The organism is Bifidobacterium thermophilum (genome assembly GCF_002846655.1).
Taxonomy (GTDB): Bacteria; Actinomycetota; Actinomycetes; order Actinomycetales; family Bifidobacteriaceae; genus Bifidobacterium; species Bifidobacterium thermophilum.
Map to the genome: position 1 here is coordinate 1 of NZ_PCGX01000007.1, position 17,580 is coordinate 17,580.

At 51.9% G+C, this 17,580-nt stretch carries 10 protein-coding genes; 5 read left to right on the top strand and 5 right to left on the bottom strand.

The window, feature by feature from the left end; genetic code table 11:
* Positions 1 to 192 precede the first annotated feature (192 nt).
* The 3 genes from CQR48_RS02160 (at position 193) to CQR48_RS02170 (ending at position 4,306) form a co-directional block, all read left to right on the top strand.
* Positions 193 to 1,008, top strand: coding sequence for an ABC transporter permease (locus CQR48_RS02160; RefSeq protein WP_101451849.1), 816 nt, complete (start codon positions 193 to 195; stop codon positions 1,006 to 1,008).
* Between the two features lie 11 nt (positions 1,009 to 1,019).
* Complete coding sequence (locus CQR48_RS02165; RefSeq protein WP_244898896.1) at positions 1,020 to 2,255, top strand: ABC transporter ATP-binding protein; 1,236 nt, start codon at positions 1,020 to 1,022, stop codon at positions 2,253 to 2,255.
* A gap of 74 nt (positions 2,256 to 2,329) precedes the next feature.
* Positions 2,330 to 4,306: a rhamnan synthesis F family protein gene (locus CQR48_RS02170; RefSeq protein ID WP_101451851.1), complete on the top strand. Its 1,977-nt coding sequence runs from the start codon at positions 2,330 to 2,332 to the stop codon at positions 4,304 to 4,306.
* A gap of 52 nt (positions 4,307 to 4,358) precedes the next feature.
* Here the strand turns inward: CQR48_RS02170 and CQR48_RS02175 are convergent, their stop codons facing one another.
* From CQR48_RS02175 to CQR48_RS02190, 3 genes are all read right to left on the bottom strand, one after another.
* Positions 4,359 to 5,387 (bottom strand): glycosyltransferase family 2 protein, encoded by a 1,029-nt coding sequence (locus CQR48_RS02175; protein WP_101451852.1) that lies wholly within the window; start codon positions 5,385 to 5,387, stop codon positions 4,359 to 4,361.
* Positions 5,388 to 5,447: 60 nt separating this feature from the next.
* On the bottom strand, positions 5,448 to 8,201 hold the full coding sequence (locus CQR48_RS02180; RefSeq protein ID WP_101451853.1) for a sulfatase-like hydrolase/transferase: 2,754 nt from the start codon (positions 8,199 to 8,201) through the stop codon (positions 5,448 to 5,450).
* Between the two features lie 343 nt (positions 8,202 to 8,544).
* Positions 8,545 to 9,000, bottom strand: coding sequence for a hypothetical protein (locus CQR48_RS02190; RefSeq protein WP_101451855.1), 456 nt, complete (start codon positions 8,998 to 9,000; stop codon positions 8,545 to 8,547).
* Positions 9,001 to 9,366: 366 nt separating this feature from the next.
* On the opposite strand from CQR48_RS02190, the gene CQR48_RS02195 reads away from it, so the two are divergent.
* The gene (locus CQR48_RS02195; RefSeq protein WP_101451856.1) at positions 9,367 to 10,776 is read left to right on the top strand and encodes a tyrosine-protein kinase domain-containing protein; all 1,410 of its coding nucleotides are present in this window, start codon (positions 9,367 to 9,369) and stop codon (positions 10,774 to 10,776) included.
* A 205-nt stretch (positions 10,777 to 10,981) separates the two neighbouring features.
* A complete protein-coding gene (locus tag CQR48_RS02200; RefSeq protein WP_101451857.1) occupies positions 10,982 to 13,147 on the top strand; it encodes a hypothetical protein in 2,166 nt (721 codons plus the stop codon).
* Positions 13,148 to 14,003: 856 nt separating this feature from the next.
* Here CQR48_RS02200 and CQR48_RS02205 read toward each other — a convergent pair.
* Both CQR48_RS02205 and CQR48_RS02210 read right to left on the bottom strand, forming a co-directional pair.
* On the bottom strand, positions 14,004 to 14,915 hold the full coding sequence (locus tag CQR48_RS02205) for a hypothetical protein (RefSeq protein WP_143252459.1): 912 nt from the start codon (positions 14,913 to 14,915) through the stop codon (positions 14,004 to 14,006).
* A 1,485-nt stretch (positions 14,916 to 16,400) separates the two neighbouring features.
* Positions 16,401 to 17,405 carry a resuscitation-promoting factor gene (locus tag CQR48_RS02210; RefSeq protein WP_033493931.1) on the bottom strand — a complete coding sequence of 335 codons (1,005 nt, stop codon included), beginning with the start codon at positions 17,403 to 17,405 and terminating at the stop codon, positions 16,401 to 16,403.
* Positions 17,406 to 17,580 lie beyond the last annotated feature (175 nt).

The following is a 17,580-nucleotide window of genomic DNA, read 5'->3' on the forward strand; positions in this document are numbered from 1 at the left end:
TGTTCAGCTTGTCCAAGAACNCNNNGAGTNGCTCNNGTCGGCCAGACGGTACGGGAAGAGCCCGTACGGCAGGCATTTGCAGGGCATCGCCGACGGTGACATCCGCCTCGTAGACAACAGCAAGGTACCACAAATTAACAACTAATGGCAACATCATCATGGCAAGAGGATATTGGCTCAAGGAGAAATTAATTGGAAATTAAACAATTGTTCTCGCGAAAAAACTGGGTGCTTCTAAAAGCAATGGTAAGCACAGATTTTAAGCTTAGATATCAACAGTCAGTGCTTGGTTATCTTTGGTCGATATTAAAGCCGTTGATGCTATTTGCGATTATGTATATGGTGTTTGTGCGGTTTTTGAAGTTTGGAGCTGATGTACCTCATTTCGCCGTGGCTCTGCTATTGGGTACAGTGATGTGGACTTTTTTTGCAGAAGCAACTTCTGGGGGAATGATGTCCGTCGTGGGTCACGGAGATTTACTGCGAAAAATACATTTTCCGCAGTTAACAGTCACAATTTCAGCTGTGATGAGTGCTTTGATTAATTTTGGAATAAACTTTAGTATAGTGTTAATATTCTCAATAATTAATGGAGTCAGAATACGCTGGACGGTCCTACTATTGGTGCCGATATTCTTGGAATTGATAATTTTGGCATCTGGTGTTGCGTTCTTTCTGGGGGCATTATTTGTTAACTTTAGAGATTTGAACCCAATATGGGAAGTAGTGATGCAGGCAGCATTTTACGCTACGCCGATAATATATCCTGTTTCGTTGGTAGTGGCAAATGCGGGGCCGAGGATAGCACACGCTATGTTGCTTAATCCTATGGCACAAATCATTCAAGATGCCCGTTATGTATTGATATCTGATCAATATCCCGTTATTTGGACTTCGTATACTAACCACTTATTAATGATATTTCCAGTGTTGATATCAATAGTGATTTTTATTGCAGGAATTGTATTCTTTAATTCTAAATCTAAATCATTTGCTGAGTTGGTGTAATGAAAATGAAGATGAAACAAGACAATCGAGATATAGCGTTACGGGTAAGTAATGTATCAAAAAGCTTCAAATTGCCGACCGAACGATCAGGCAGCTTGAAAAATGCCCTATTTAATCTAGTACGTGGTGTACACGGGTATCGCATACAGCATGTATTGAAGGATATATCCTTTGAAGTTAAGAAGGGTGATTTTTTTGGTATTGTAGGTAGGAATGGCTCAGGAAAATCTACATTACTTAAGATAATATCTCAAATATATACTCCAGATTCAGGAAGCGTAGAAGTTAACGGTAAATTAGTGCCCTTCATTGAACTTGGAGTTGGTTTCAATCCTGAATTGACAGGACGCGAGAATGTGTATCTCAATGGGGCAATGTTAGGATTTTCGCATGATGAAATAGATGAAATGTATGATGATATAGTGAATTTTGCCGAGTTGAATGACTTTATGGAACAAAAGCTAAAAAATTATTCAAGCGGCATGCAAGTACGATTGGCTTTTTCTGTTGCCATTAAATCTAGAGGCGATATATTGGTGCTGGATGAAGTCTTGGCGGTTGGCGATGAGGCCTTTCAGAAGAAATGTCAAGATTATTTCATGCAAGCCAAACAACAGAAGAAGACCATTATTTTGGTAACACATTCAATGCCAGATGTTAGAAAATATTGTAATAAAGCAATGTTGATTCAGGACGGCAGGATTGCGAAGATAGGTGATGCGGATGAAGTCGCTTCAGCTTATTCTGCGATGTTCAATGATGCTATTGAACAAAATCAGAAGGCTGTGAGTGTTTCTGAGTCTGTTGGCACTGACTCTTCAAATGCTCTTGAAACTTGTAGCGTTGATGTTTCTGATGTTCGTGGCAGGGCTGTCAACAATTTCAATATGCGTGAGAATTTCCTTGTACGCACTCATTTCACGTGCCACGACATACTTCACGACGTAGTCTGTGCAATTGATGTCATTGATGCTCTTGGAAGAAAGATGTTTTCCTCTTCAACTGTTTCATTGCATGAGCTTGAGGTTGTAAACTCGGGATCGCATGACGTGATATTCAATATTGACAATCTGCTGCCCTTTGGTGAGTATACAATTAATTATTCAATTTCAGACTCTACGGGTCCCTTGGATGAAATGGTGGGTGCCTGTCGATTCTCTGTAGGACAAGAATATTCCGCAAATCATGTTATGTTGCACCCCAAAATAACTATTTCCGTAGATAATAGTAATTTCAATACTAAATGATATTTATATGCTAATATCAATGCAGCATTCATAAACAGCTTATTTTATTATTGTATTTTTGGGAGACTGCGAGTATGGTACAGCTCAATGAATCAGATGTTCGTCGCATGGCGATTTACTGTTTCTATGACAAGAACGGACGAGCTGGAAAGTATATTGATACCTTTTTAGCGGAGTTAAATCGTTATATCGATAGACTCGTCATCGTAGTTAATGGCAAATTGAATCAACAATCAAAGGAATTGTTTGAAAAATACACAAATACGATACTTATACGTGAAAACAAAGGCTTAGATGCCGCGGCCTATCGTGATGCAATGTTACATGAGGGGTGGAATAATCTCGTCTCCTATGATGAAGTCATATGTTTAAATGATACAGTTTTGGGACCCATCTATCCATTTTCTGAGATGTTCGACGTAATGGATAGTAGAGATGTAGATTTCTGGGGTATTACGGCAAGCCCGGAAAGCAATTTGAACGAAGAACATATTCCAACCCATGTACAAGCATATTGGCATGCGTATAGACGATCTATAGTCAGTTCTCCGCAGTTTCAGCATTATTGGGAGAGCATGCCGAATTATTCTAGCTATGCAGAAGTTACGAGAAAGCATGAGATTGCTTTTACTCCTCATTTTGAAAAACTTGGCTTTTCTTGGAGTACTTACATCGATTATCAGAAATATGCTGAGTTTTCGCCTTACCCATTAATTTATATGCCGATGCAAATGCTGAGAGAAGATAGATGCCCGGTATTTAAAAGGCGATCATTCTTCCTTGGTTATTCATTCTATTTTGATCAGACCGCAGGCCAGCCGGCAATGGATTTATATGAGTACATCAAGGATCACACGTCATATGACGTGAATTTGATATGGGATGCGATTCTCCCCTCATATAACATCGCCGACATTGCACGTGCCATGCATTTGGATTATGTACTACCTTCCCGTACGCTCAACCCACGGCAACATACCGTGGTCAAGTCGGCCTTTATTTACCATGTGTATTTCATGGATCTTCTCGATGAGACATTCCATTATCTAGAGTCTGTTCCTCAAGAAACAGATATTTACGTGACGTCGTCAGATAAGAAGATTCCGCTGATTCAGCAGTATGCCCAAGAGCATGGATTCAGTCACGAAATTCACTATATTCCTGTGAAGAATCGTGGTCGCGATGTTTCAGCGTTGCTTGTGGCTGCATGCGATGTAGTGCTCAATGGCGGATATGAGGTCATTGGATTCGCGCATGATAAGAAATCAAGCCAGAACCAGGAAAATGGCCATAATGGGACTGAAACCCAAGGTTTCACGTATAAGTTGATGGAGAATACGCTAGGCAGTCGTGAATTCGTGAACAATATTCTCACGTTGTTCACTAATAATCCGCGTTTGGGACTTCTCTGCCCGCCGCCGCCGTATCATGCCCTATACTTTGCGCACACTTTACCTGTGGAGTGGGGTCCTAACTTCGAAAATACGAAAAAACTCATCGAAGACACTTTAGGTCTTCATGTGCCTATGGACCCTGCAAAACCGACCATGTCAGCTATGGGATCATGCTACTGGTTCCGGGTGGATGCACTTAAACCGTTGTTCGAACATGGATGGCAGTATGAGGACTTCCTTCCTGAAGGCCAAATGGGGGCAGACGGTTCCATTTCTCATGCTATTGAACGTGCAAATGGATATGTTGCCCAGTCGCAAGGATATTATCCGGCATGGGTGCTGTCGGATCGGTATGCACGCATTGAGGTTGACTCATTGTTCTATACAACAAATACACTCATCAGCGCTGCAGGGATGGCGCGAAGAGGTGAGACGATTCTTGCTAACGCTCTGTCAATTAGCGATGCAACAAGTCGACGAGGCCGCTTGCGTAGACGCATCCGTAGAAGAACGCATTTGATTCTCAAGGGATTCACTCAGACATTCGTCAAACCGTTGCCAGAGTCGGTGAAGAATGTCTTGTACCGAATCGCTTGGGCACCGATAAACGGATACAGGCATACTCGTGACGCAATTACTCATCTCATATACAAGTAGAAGATCGTCATGCCTCTAGCTGTGTGGTGATATTCAAGCTGTCGCCACACAGCTATTTCATGTTCTTTACTACACGGTCGTATAAGTACTTGTCCATTAGCCTCAGAACGCGGGTCGATGCGCATTGCATACGCTGGAATGGTGTCAACTTGGCAATAAGGGCTTCCGCTTTCGCTATATCTTCGTCGAGGGTATGGGGGTGGTCGTCAAACTGCACGTCTTTGGCCGTGCGCTCTTCCGCAATCGATCCCATGAGCGTATAGTAACTGCGCATTGGTGTGACTCCGTGGTTTAGCGCAAGCTCGAAATTGGCAGCCCCGGCTTCAACGTTGTCATGGTAGAAACCGAAACTCCGCTCGGAATGTGTCACGGAGTCCCCGGACTGCAGCCAGTTGTAGAGGACCACGTCAAGATCAGCTACCGAGCTCATTCGTGAATACAGTTCACCCGCAACCATAACGTCCTGCGCGTAAGCACCCTCCGGGAACCTCAAGTCATCCCATAGCTCACGGCGATATAACCGGCACCAGTTCGCCTCGTTGAAATAGCGTGCCTCAGTCTTCCTGCCGAGCGCTGTACCAATCATTCTCAAACTCTTGCAGAAGACGGTCTGGTAAGCGCGCAACGGGTTACGGAATACGGTTATCGTGCTCGGCTCGGAAGCGCCTATTGCAGCTTGCTGCTGTACCGTATCGAGTGTGGATACGCCGAACTGCCGCCAACGTGCCTTGCTCATATCCGCGTTCGTCTGTAACAAGGCATCGAGCAGAAGTTCGATATTGCGTCGATCCAGAATATCATCGTTGTCGGCAAATGCGATATATTGCCCTTCTGCACGATCAAGGCCGGCATTTTGTGCTTTGCCAATCCCTCCGTTCAACTGATGCACAACAACGACGCGCGCGTCTTTTGCAGCGAAAACATCGCACATTTTGCCTGACACATCAGTTGAGCCATCATCGACAAGAATAATCTGCAGATTGCGGTAGCTCTGCCCAAGAATCGATTCAACGCAGCAGGGAAGGTATCGTTCAGCGTTGTAGACGGGCACGATGATGGTTACTAGCGGATTGTCTGTCATGGAATTCTAGTGTACGCGATACCGGCCCACTGGCAACGTAGATTGTGCAGTATAGTGCGTCTACTTGGCAACGGTCATGAAATCGGTGTTCCTCAAATACTGTTTTCCTGCCGTGAGATCGTACTGGATGAGTTGGTAATCATGAAGCAGCGATTTCTGGTCCGCTGTGAGATCTTTGGTGAGAATGCGGTTGCCTGCGTCATCAAGATATACCGGCTGGTTGGAATCTCCTGCAGAGGCAGACACTGACATTGCAGGAATCGCCGAGTGCATTTTAGTGAGAAATGCGAGGTATGGCGAAACCCTCGCATTGAGATGTTGCGCGGCTTGTGCCATGAAATAGTTTGATGATGTATACGCGCTACTTGAATCATCAAGCTTGGTGCCGGCAGACGCTGATGCCGTATTTGACCAGATGAAGTAATCTGTCTCATGTAATCCAATCTGGTTGTTCTTATCTTCGCTTGCCGTCGCATAAATGCCAGGAAGATGATCACCGTAGAAAATCACGGTAATTGGACTGTTGATTTGGTTGAGCTGATTGAGGAAATCCGCAGTCGCCTGATCGGTGTAGTTCACACCTTTGGCATAAGTTTCGATGTTGGTGCGTTCGTCTTCGGTGATATCGGTTGAAGTGTCTCCTGCATACTTAAATTGGTTATTCTGGTACCAATCGGCATAGGGCAGGTGATTCTGCATGCTGACTGCTTGGATAAATTGATTGTTTCCAGCGTCGGTGTTGATGTTTGTGAAAATTCCAGAGTAGAACGACGAATCAGAGGCATACCAGCTCGAATCGATTGGTTGCAAGCCATTTAACTTTGGTTTGCCATCAGAAGCGTAGAATTTGAAAAACCCAAACTTGTTATAGTTGCTGTCGCGCAGATACATGGTACGGGAATACGCATGGAACGCGAGAGAGCTGGATTTGCCATTCGCCTCGTTCCAGAGCTTATTGAACGTGGGCGTCCACTTGAGTTTCGGCACCAGCTGCTGGTAGGCGATGGACAGTGATGAGTCGTAATTGGCCATGTTGAGGCCTGTCAGCGCCTGATACTCGATATTCGCGGTTCCGCCGCCGTACCCGGGGGAGAGCATGAGCCCTGATGTGGTCGCCGACTTGATGGCCCTGATTTGCGGCATCGGGTCTTCGGCGAATGACACGCCCGGAACGCGGGTGGGGTCGGAGAACGATTCAGACAGCACCATAATCACCGTGTTGTCGGTGAGGTTCGCGGTGCGCGTCTGGTTAATGGTTTCGGCTTCACCTGCATATTTCTTGGCGAGGGCTTCCATGTTTTCTTTGCTGTACTCGTTCGGCTTGTCCATGATCTTGACGTGTGCGAGCCGCAGGAAGTTCATGGTGGGGCCGTTCGCTGTCGCATCACCCATCGCATCCCATAGCTGCGGGGCATCTGACAGCCCAGTCGCAAAGTTCTTCGCCCAGGACCCCTCGACAGGCAGCCCCCACGTAAACGACACGCACAACACCACACTGAGTATGGCGGTCGCCCACCTGCACACCATGGCGGTGATGTTCTTGGCACTGACGAATGCTGAACGCTTCCACGTGTACGGGATCAGCCCGCGGCGCCGGTCGAGGAACTGCAACACCACGCATACCACGATCAGCCAGATCACTCCGGTGACGGCCGAGTTGATGAGGATCATGTCCTTCTTCGTGGTGAATGACATAATGCTGTCGCCGTTGCCGCCCGTGATGAACTGCAGATCGGCCGGAATAATCGGCTCGTTGCGCAGTTCCACCTTAATCTTGTCGGCGATGGCGAACACGGTCATCAGAGTGCCGAAGACCGCGGTCGCCACCCAGAACCGGTTGATCACAAGAATAATCGTGAGATAGAGCACGCCCAGCACAATGAAGTTCAGCCACGCCTGGTAACTCTGGTGCAGCCAGATCTGGCTGACGAAACTCGTGAGCTGCCCGGCGACGGAATTCAGCGCCTTGGTCTGGTCGTCCACAACCTGCCCCTTGGCGTACGTCGGCTCGGTGTAGACGCTCCATTGCAAGCCGATGACACTTGCCGCGGTCACCACAATAAACACGATGGTGTAGAAGGCGAAGGAGAAGCGCATCCGCTTGTCCCAGATGCGGGTCTTGAAGAACTTGCAGGCGGAGAAAACGACTTGCACGGCTTTCAAAGATGTAAACGCGTGCCAACCGCGGACGATGGTGGATGCGAATGTGCGCCAGCCGTGGGCGATTGCACCAAACACCGGGGCGAAGAATGAGACTACAGCTGCCCAAGCGGTGGACACTGCGCTGCGGACTGTGTTCCATGCCTTGCCGAGGAGGGCGGCGACTCCAGTGAACGCATGCCGCGCTTGGAATCCTGAATCACCTGGTGTCTTGATGTCTTCGGCTGTCTCGTTGCTCCGTTGTGACGAGTCTGCGGATGTGCTGGGCTCGTCCTTTTCTTCTGAATCATCTTCAGAATCACCTGTCGTCTTACTGCTATCGGCTGACGAGTCGGTGAAATCCACGGATCCATCAGGCCTGAACACCGCACCTATAGGCGGTGCGGCTTTCACTGCCGGCTGCTTGGGCGCTGTTTCCGAGGTTTTGTCGTTAGTATCGACAGTATCTTGCTCAATTTCAGTCTCGGAATTGGTTGGGGAAGTACCCTGTTGTGCGGGAGTATGGTGCGTGTGAATCAATCCGTCATCTCCGGGGATAACCGTGTCATAACCGATTCCATCGGTATCAAGCAACTGCTCGAACAAGGATGCGTTGTCGGGGGTGTCGTGAGAGGTGTCGCCCGCATACTGCCGTTGTCCTTGTTCGTCTTGCACGAGACATAATCGTACCGGCATGGCATAGACAAGCGAATCCCTTGGTAGACAACGCGTTAACGGCTGAACGATGACTGAATGTGAACGCAACCATTGGGCGGTGCTTCCGGATCTCACACTGATGCTCGAATCATTGCGAATTGAGAGCGGAGGTGAAGCGGCGCGGAAGTCCGCCAAAAATGCGTGGCTCCCGACAACTCTGCCGGAAGCCACGCATAGCTTCAGCCAAGTCATACAGATCCGCATGAGATGACGGAGTGATGAGGCGAGACGCAGTCGTGACGGCGCATTGATATCGGTCGGTACGCTCGCGTCGCACCTCTTGCGTCTACGAAACTGCTGACTACTTCACGGGCTGGCCCTTCTTGCGGCCACGACGCTTCATCACGCCTGCGGTCGCATCTTCGGCGGCGAACACGGTCACACGGTCTGTTGAGGAAACCTGCCCGACAATCGCCTGATAGGCGACGTGGCCCTCATCGACCTCGGCAAAATCGAAGAACGAGGCGATGGCGTCCACCACCGACGGTTCGCGCACAGTAACCGAAGAGGCCTTTGTGGCTTCTTCGCCCTGCTTCTTTGCCCGGCTGAATTTCACCGCGTTGCGATCCGAGGCCTCGCACGGCTCAACGGCAATCTGGCGGGTGCTCGTGTTGACGAGGATTTTCACGTACTCCGGGCATTCCATTGCGACCACCGTCGCCTTGTTGAACCGGACCAGCGTCTTGGTGACGGTCATCACGGCTTTTCCGGCGGGCTTGCGGATATTGATCTCTTGGAATCCGTGTAATGAGGTCATTAGATACTCCTTTATATTCTTGCGTTGTTCCGCGGACGTATCCGCGAATTTAACTCAGGCTTCATGCTTGAGTGTTTGTATATCGTGATTAAAAGTATACCGTTGATTTGTGTACTTCTTACCGATTTTTCCGTGAATATTGAAAATGAATACTTTTGACTTCGAAACCAGTAATGTATCCAGCAGATGCACGGACAAGACAATGCAAACCATCTGAGAATCATGAGCAACAGATCAGCTCGTGTTACCGGCATCCAGCAAGAATTAGGTGGTCGTGTGAAAGAGGGGTAGGTGGCGGAGTGAATTCTCGCGCTAGTGGTATCGTATAAGAGTTTTTGAGGAGATTCCACGAGAATTGGGGAACCATTGACAATCGCTGATTTACTCCAGGCTGTACGCAAGCATATGGTGGCTGCGATCGCTACATTCGTCGTGATTGTGGCCGCAGTCGCGGGATACACGTTCTTGGTGCCGCCTCAGTACACTGCGACCGCGGAGCTGTTCGCAACCTACGCTTCGCAAGGGGAGTCGCAGAATTCATCGGATATGAATTCGGGCGCATCGTATCTGTCAACCCAGATCAAGACCTACCCGCAGCTGGTGAAGACCGAGGCCGTGCTAAAGCCGGTCATCAAGGAACTCGGTCTTGACATGACAACCGACGAGCTTGCCGGCAAGGTCACCGCCACCAATCCAAGCAACACATTCATGGTCGATGTCTCCGTCCAAGACGGCAATGCAGAGCAGTCCGCCCGGATTGCCAACAGCGTCGCGAAGAACCTTTCGGAGCAGATTTCATCGTCCCTGTACACCGATGAATCTGCGAAATCCCCGATTCAGCTCAACCTCGTGCAAAAGGCCCGTACGCCGCAGTCTCCGAGCTCTCCGAAAGTCGGACTGTACCTTGCAGCGGGCGTGGTGCTTGGCCTGATCTGCGGAGTCGGCATGGCGTTGCTGCTTGACGTGATCAACACGCGTGTCGAGGGCTCCTCCGATGTGCGCGAGCTGACCAAGGCTTCGTCGCTCGGTTCGATTCAGCGTTCGGAACTGCTTGACGAACCGCGGCCTGTCGTTATTTCGCAGCCAAGTAGTAAAGAGGCGGAAGAGTTCCGCAAGATTCGCACGAATATCTCCTTCCTTGCACCGAATGTCAAGGAACACGGTCATCTGCTCGTCTTCACGTCGACCAGGCCGGGCGAAGGCAAGACCACCACGGCAACCAATACCGCGGCCGCCATCGCCGAAGTCGGCAAGAGCGTGCTGCTTATCGACGCCGATTTGCGCCATCCGTCCGTGGCGAAGGAAATGGGCATCGAGGGCCACGTCGGCTTGTCTCATATTCTTTCCGCTCAGGCGACGCCGCGTGACGTGGTGCAGAGGTATTGGAAGCAGAATCTTCATGTGCTGCCCGCAGGCAAGCGTCCTGCCAACGCCAGCGTGCTGCTCAATTCGGAGCTGATGACCGAGATGGTCGAACAGGCGCTCACCCAGTACGATTACGTCATCATCGATACCGCGCCGCTGTCTGTGGCGAACGATGCGACGGTGTTCGGCCGTATGGCGCATGGTCTGATTCTCGTCGTCGGCAGGGGTGTTGCAGAGAAGAAGGATCTTGCGGATACCGCCACATCGCTGAAGGAAGCGGATGTTCCGGTTCTCGGCTTCGTGCTCAACTTTGCGGACGAGAAGAAGCATTCCAATAAGAACGGCAATTATTACTACTATTATTATGATGAATCCACTGGTAATCACGGTGGGAGCAAACATAGCAAGTGACACCCGTCATTGAGACGAAAACGGGGGTAGACGGAGTCGAAGGATTCCGGCTGCCCCCGCGTGTATTTTCTTGGTGCGCGGTGGTACCGACGAGCGGGTAACCGATCGCAATCCGTGGAGGTACCGGCGGTGACCTACCATAGGTAAAGATGTGCATGGCGTGACGCGCGGCAAGAGTTGCGCGAAGTGAAACAAGGAGAAGTCGATGACAGGACAGGAGCATCAGCAATCGGATATGAACCTGCTGTTTCCGATCGCCAAGCCGACCGACGATGCTGACAAAGCCTGGCATACTGACAAAGACGCAGCTGCTGGTAATGACGAGCAACAGGGGGCCCAGGGGCGTTTGGGCAACGCGGGTGGTTCTGCTGGCGTGAATGGCCTGAACGGTATGAATGGCGTGGCTGACTCGGATGCTCCGGGCGGCATCACCGCCGATTCCTCTAGCATTCCAGCTGCCGGAGCGCTCGGAACGGGTAATGCTCCGGCGTCCGCCGATGAGGACGGGATACTGCCAGGAGATATCGTTGACACGAACTGGGATATTCCGCTTATCACGTTCCCGATGCTGGACAATGAGCAGAGTGGCGAGGTTTCGCCGATCAGCAAGATTGCGGATATCAGCTCGCGCGCTCCCCGCACCAGCAAGTCAACTGCCGGCGGGCCTGCGGCAGCTTCCGGTGTTGCCGGCGCCGCAGTTGCAGGTTCTGCGGCTGCTGCGGCTCCAATATCCCCGTCCAATCTCACAGCGGGAGCGTCTCAACATCGTGCCGGAACAAAAACCGAACAATGGTTGAACGCGGCGAGGCAAGACAATAATCAGGCGGAGACTCAACAATTCGGGGCCGCGCTGGCGCCATCGAATATTGGAACGCAAAGTGGCGTGTCGAACGCGGCGCTTGAGACGTCAAACATCAGCTTGTCGATGCCGGATGTGCCGGGAATGATGATGCCGAATCCGGTAGCTGCTGTTTCGGGTGGTGTTGCTTCGGGCACGGCTGCTTCAGCTGCTGCCACTGCTACTGTTGGTGCTGAGGGTGCTGCAGGTGCGGCTGGGGCTCAACGGGGCGGTAATCAACACGTCGGTCAACACGTCGGTCTTCAGCAGCCGGGACCATCATTGCTTACTCCTCCGGCTCCGCGCGCGGATGATATCGCTCGTGAACGCGTCGCCAATGCGGAAACCGAAACTATGACGCCCGTCTCCTCGGCGGCTGTCGTCGCTGGAACTGCTGCGATTAGCGCAAAAGTCACGGCTCCGGGGGCTGCAAAAACCAATGCCACCAGGACTATCCATACCCCTCAAAGCGGGACGACCGGTCCGCAGGATGCCGTCGGCTCCTTGCAGGAAGAACTGGTCGACAACAGCGTGCGACAAGCATCGGGTAACGAGCAGCGGCGTGCTGAGGAAGCCGACGACTCTCCATCATCGCGCGGAACGAAAACCCGTAGCCGGGCGATTGTCGTGATATTCCTGATCATCACCATCATCGCTGCCGGGGTGGGTGTGTACTACCTGTCCGGGATGGTCCGGACCAATCGCAATCGCAGCAATGCATATTCAAACTGCACGAAAGCGTATAGCCAAGTCAAAGAAAACTCAGAAACCCTTACAGCAACACTGAAAAGCACTGCAGCGCAACAGAAAATCGGCACTGATCAGGTCGCCGATGTCATGACCGTAGAAAAGCTGAAAACCGCGGTAAGCAAGGCGAAGTCCGCAAGCAAGCCGGTCATGTGCAAGACTTCCATGAGTACGGACGCACTCGGCAAGGCGGCAGAAACCAATCAGACACTGGCCACGCAGCTGGTCAACTTGAATTCCACCGTAAAAGCAGCTGCAAAGGATGTGAAGACCAGCGCGAAAACCAAGCAGACCAATGATTACAACTCTGCGGTCGACACGCTGAAGACAACGACAAGCGAAGCCTCGACGTTGCTGTCCAACAGTCAAGGGGTTGTCGCGGATGACAACACGCGAACGACGCTGCAATCCGCGATTGACGCGGCCAATACGCTGTTGCAGAAGGACAAGCCGGCGCTCGTGGATGTGCAAAAGGCGCAAAACGACTTGCAAACCGCTTCTGACGCGGTGAACGCATCGATGGAAGAGTACAAGACCCAGCGGGCCGCCGCTGATGCTGCAGCTGCTGCCTCGGCTGCGGCTGCACAGGCTCAGAGTCAAACGCAGGGGCAGACGCAGAGACAGACGCAGAGACAGAATAATAGCGGTGGTGCGGAGTCTGGTGCGGAAAGCACGAAGACGCCAACATCTCAACCTACGCCCACGAAAACCCCTACCTCCCCGGATTCCCCAACCTCATCACCGTCGGAGTCCGCCTCTCCTTCTGCAAGCGCGAGTGGCAAGTGATCGAGTGATTGCTGAGGCGGCGTTCCGGTCGTCGGGGCTGCGCGAGCGGACTGGACCCGAGGTTAGTATGTGATTTCCGATTTGGTCCGCTGGCGTGGGCTGTCTGATGGCCGGTGGATCGGTTGATTGTCTTCTGAGCGTTGCTTGAGTGTTGGTATTCTGCGGTTTGGTGATTATCGCGGTTGGTGGTCTGTTGGCTGGTGGTGTTGTGCGGACCGGATCGGGAATCGGCCAGTGATTTGCGATTTGGTCCGTGGGTTTGGGCTGCACTGTGGTTGGTGGCTCGATGCCTGGTGTCTGCCGCGCTGGTGGATTGCCAGAATTTAGCGGTTCTTGGATGATCGGCATTGTCGGTGGCAAGGCGCCGGGTGTTGTGATTGTGCCCTGGATTCGAAATCGGCGTGTAATTCCTGAGCTGGTCCATTGATTCGGCTACTTGGCGGTTGGTGAGGTGTGGTCAATTGTTGGTATTCTGCGGTTCCTGTGCTGTCGTTGTGGTCGATGGTCCGGAGTCTGGTGGCATGGCGCGGACCGGATTAGGAATCTGCACGCGATTTCCGATTCAGTCCGCGGATTCAGCCGATTCCACAAATCGACGAGTCGACGCCCTCTCCGAGGTTTACGCAGATCACCAGAATTCCAGTGCCCGCGCTGCCATGCTGGTGGACCAATCCGTTGCGCGAGGCTGTCGCTTGGCGACAATATGGGACCGAATCAGGAATCAATCCCCGATACTCGCTCTAGTCCTGTCATCTGGCGTGGTCGTCAATCAGGCAATGAATCCGGTCATCAGCCAGCCAATCAGCCCATAATCTGCCCCAAATATCAATCCAGCATAAGTCCAATCACCACCCCGTCATCGTAGCGAATGCCTACGCCGGTCAGCCAACATCTCCCACGGAATTTGAGTGGACAGCATGAGCGGATGCCCGGCTCTTTGCGCCCGTGCTGAGGCAATTCTCATGGCAAGGCGCTCGCGGTTGATGGGATTCGCAAGATCAAGTTGGGTCACCTGCAGAATCATCCAACCCATGGATTCGAGAAGACGGTGCTTCTGAAGATCCCTACGCCATTGACGTTGTTCAGTCCGATGTTGGTCGCCTGCGTATTCGATGCCGATTTTCAGTTCGCAATCAGCGAGATCAAGCGTGATATCTCCTCCCTGATCGGAAAGGATATCCGGAACCCGATAATTCACTTCGAATCGGTCCAGTCCGTATGAATACAGGCATAACCGCAGCTGGGTCTCCTTTGGTGAATCACTTCCGGTGACGACCAGTGCGAGCGAGGCACGGCATTTGGCTTTGCCCGGGAAACGCTGTGATGTGAGGAATTCTTCGAGTGAGGCTTCCGTTGCATGCCCATGTCTGATAAGCGACTCGGCGACTTCGGTGAGTTCATCGATTCGCAAGCCCGGTGCCAGCAATCCCCATGTCGCTTCAGGCGATAACACCCGCAATCCGGCGGACAGCATAATGGTATGTTCTACAGTCAGGTCTTTCCACTGGTGCATCGCAATATCCGGACTGTCCGGACCGAATTGTTGACGACGCAAATGGCGTTTGCTTACGGTGATATGAAGCTGATGATCGTTGAGTAGCCGTTCTGGACGTTCGACCCGAAACAGGTCGAGGGCCGTGGTGTGCGAAACCACCCCTTTGAAGCGCACGCTCAAGCAAGTCCGTAACGCTTGCTGTTGTCGTTCTGATAGCGTTTTCGCTGTGATTGGCTTGTACAGTTTGTCTGGGTTGGGTGATGGACTGCTCATGGTTCGACGATATGTGATGGTTAGTGGGAAAACGATTCCGCGCGAACAATGTGGTCAGAAGATGATGGTGAGTTGTCATCAGTGATTCTTGAGGTCGATTACGGATACGCTGTGCTGACAGGAGTAACTCGGGCGCATGATATCGGACGATGGACTGAATCGGAGATTCAACGCGGAGATTGGATTCATTGCAGGGAATGGATGCTGTGCAGGCATCGGGTATGGATGCAAGCGAGAGGGCAAATACCGCTGCCTTGCAGGTATCTAATGGGATGAAACCGGTGGTTGAGCGGGGTCCGTGTGTGTTGGACTGCATCCGATATTCATGATTGATTTAGGATTTGAGCCAAAGAACGGGATATGCGGCGTAGAGTGCTGGAGTGATGATTATGAATTGTTGGTATTCTGCGGATTTCGGTTTAACTGTGAGAGTGGCCGGGGTCTGTGTGCGCGAGGGGTTTGGACCGGATCGGGAATCGGTGGTTGATTCAGGGATGAGTCCTCGGTCAGACGCCCTTCAGAGCATGACGGTGTGAAGGCTATGAGGTAGGCGAGGTGTGGTCTTGCGAGATGGCAGATGCAGGGTGGATATTCGTGGATTGGAATCGAGTTCGGGAATAGATTTTGCATTCAGTCACCGAGGATGGACGAATGCGTAGGCTTGGCTGATGGCAGGTAGAATAGATTTGTTGGTATTCTGCGGATTTCGGTTGCACTGCAAGAGTGGCCACGGTATGTGCAGATGCGAGGCTCGGACCAAATCCGATACTGCGGGGCAATCCTCGAATTAATCCGCGTCGACGTGCCGGGGAATGGATATCAACCAGGTGCACCGGATTGCAGACCGTTGATATTTCTTGATTGTGAGATTGGTCGTTGGCACACAATGACTTGGGCATGACCCGTGGCAACTGCCACCGACGGACTGAATATGATTTCCATACTCGATTTCAGATTCAGTCCGTAATCTGAGGCCGGTTTATGACTGCAGTGATTGAGCGCACGGCCAGGATTGTTGCTATTCCAAAGTTCTTGAGCCCTATGCACCTTGCATGCGATACGTGGTAGGTGGCAGACATGGACTGGTTCGGTTTTCACCGGTCGATTCCGACATTGGTCCGTGGAATCGATCACCCGCCCATGTCGGGGGTTGGAACATCTCTATTGACAACATACGCAATCGCGGAAATCGCTGGTTCGAGATGTAATGGCGGCATCCAGCTGATGGTAAGCGGAATCATCGCAAAGGAATGGCATTGAGTCCAATGAGAGTAATCCATGAACAACGTGACTCGCGCGATGGAGTCATGCACGATTATCATTTGGTCTTACTGACAACGTGCGTGCTGTCATGTAACCGTTATCCCCTGTGACTGAGAAGAGCACCACACCCAACAAAACAAACTGGCTACGCTGAGCGAGGTCTCAGCGTAGCCAGTTTGTGAGAAAAACAGCCGGCAATCACTGCCAGCAGCAATCGAGCGATCAGTAGCTGTGCGCGCTCAGCCAGTGGCTATAAGCCCCCTGTACTGAGCCATAGCGGGAGTTGCAATACCCCCAGAACCAACGGAGCTGCGTCTGGTAGTTGGTTGCCCAGTCAGCGCCCGCGGAGGCCATCTTGCCACCGGGGAGCGCCTGCGGCAGGCCGTACGCGCCGGAGCTTGCGTTGGTAGCGTTCACACGCCAACCGGATTCGTGCGTAATGATGTATACGGTCGCGGTGAAATCGGCTTCGCTGCCGCCGTTGGCAAGAAGATAATCATGTGCCCACTGCTGCATTTCGCCCACCGGGGTGGTGGTGCCGATGTCGGTGCTCGTCGGGTTGGAGCTGGCTGTCTTCGTGGTACCCGTGCCCACAAGAATCACCTTGTCTACAGGAGCGGTCTTCACATACGACGCGAACACGTTGGAAGATACGACCTTGCCGCCTGCGCGCTGTACGAGGCTTGTGGTCTCCATGACACCGTCCTTGCCTTCAGTTTCGACCTTTTCGGTGCCCTTCGGCAGGTCCGCGGTTTCCTTGCGCACGACGTTGAATGCAATCGCATCATCGGATGTTTCGAGATCAGCGCCGGAACGCTCGATGGAGATGACCGTGGATTCGGTGACCTTGGTGGTCAGCGAGGGGGAGACGGTATCGTTCGGCTCAAGTGTGATATTGCCCGCTTCAAGAACGGACTTGACATTCGTGAAGTCCTTGCCGAGCACTACGCGGGATTTGCCGTTGATCTTCACCGTGATGTACGAGGTGTCGGCGTCAGCGCCCTTGAGGCTGCTACGCGTGGTACCACGGGAGACTTCATCGGCGTTGGTTTCCGTCGCCGAATATGCAGTGACAGTGGACTGGTGATGTTCGGCGGCGTAGTAGTTGCGTGACACGACGCCCGTCCCCACAAGAACGCCCACTGCGGCAATTACCGCCATGACCTTGATTCGCTGACGCTTGCTCAGCGACCTGAGGGTGGACACTTTCTTACGGTGGTTAGCCATGTCGCTCCTTGCTCGACCTACAGATGCCGTGTGCCGGGGTCATCAACTGCATAACCCCACGTCGCCGACTGCTCAACGCTGCCGCCGTCGGGTTGCACACCTTCTCTATACTACCGCGCTGATGTGAAACGGCAAATTCCGGACAAGCGGATTGCCGATTGCGGTCGGGCGCGTG

Bases quoted from the DNA above. Each gene is read 5' to 3' on its own strand.
- CQR48_RS02165 (WP_244898896.1), top strand. From the start codon at position 1,020: ATGAAACAAGACAATCGAGATATAGCGTTACGGGTAAGTAATGTATCA.
- CQR48_RS02170 (WP_101451851.1), top strand. From the start codon at position 2,330: ATGGTACAGCTCAATGAATCAGATGTTCGTCGCATGGCGATTTACTGT.
- CQR48_RS02175 (WP_101451852.1), bottom strand. From the start codon at position 5,387: ATGACAGACAATCCGCTAGTAACCATCATCGTGCCCGTCTACAACGCT.
- CQR48_RS02190 (WP_101451855.1), bottom strand. From the start codon at position 9,000: ATGACCTCATTACACGGATTCCAAGAGATCAATATCCGCAAGCCCGCC.
- CQR48_RS02200 (WP_101451857.1), top strand. From the start codon at position 10,982: ATGACAGGACAGGAGCATCAGCAATCGGATATGAACCTGCTGTTTCCG.
- CQR48_RS02205 (WP_143252459.1), bottom strand. From the start codon at position 14,915: ATGAGCAGTCCATCACCCAACCCAGACAAACTGTACAAGCCAATCACA.
- CQR48_RS02210 (WP_033493931.1), bottom strand. From the start codon at position 17,405: ATGGCTAACCACCGTAAGAAAGTGTCCACCCTCAGGTCGCTGAGCAAG.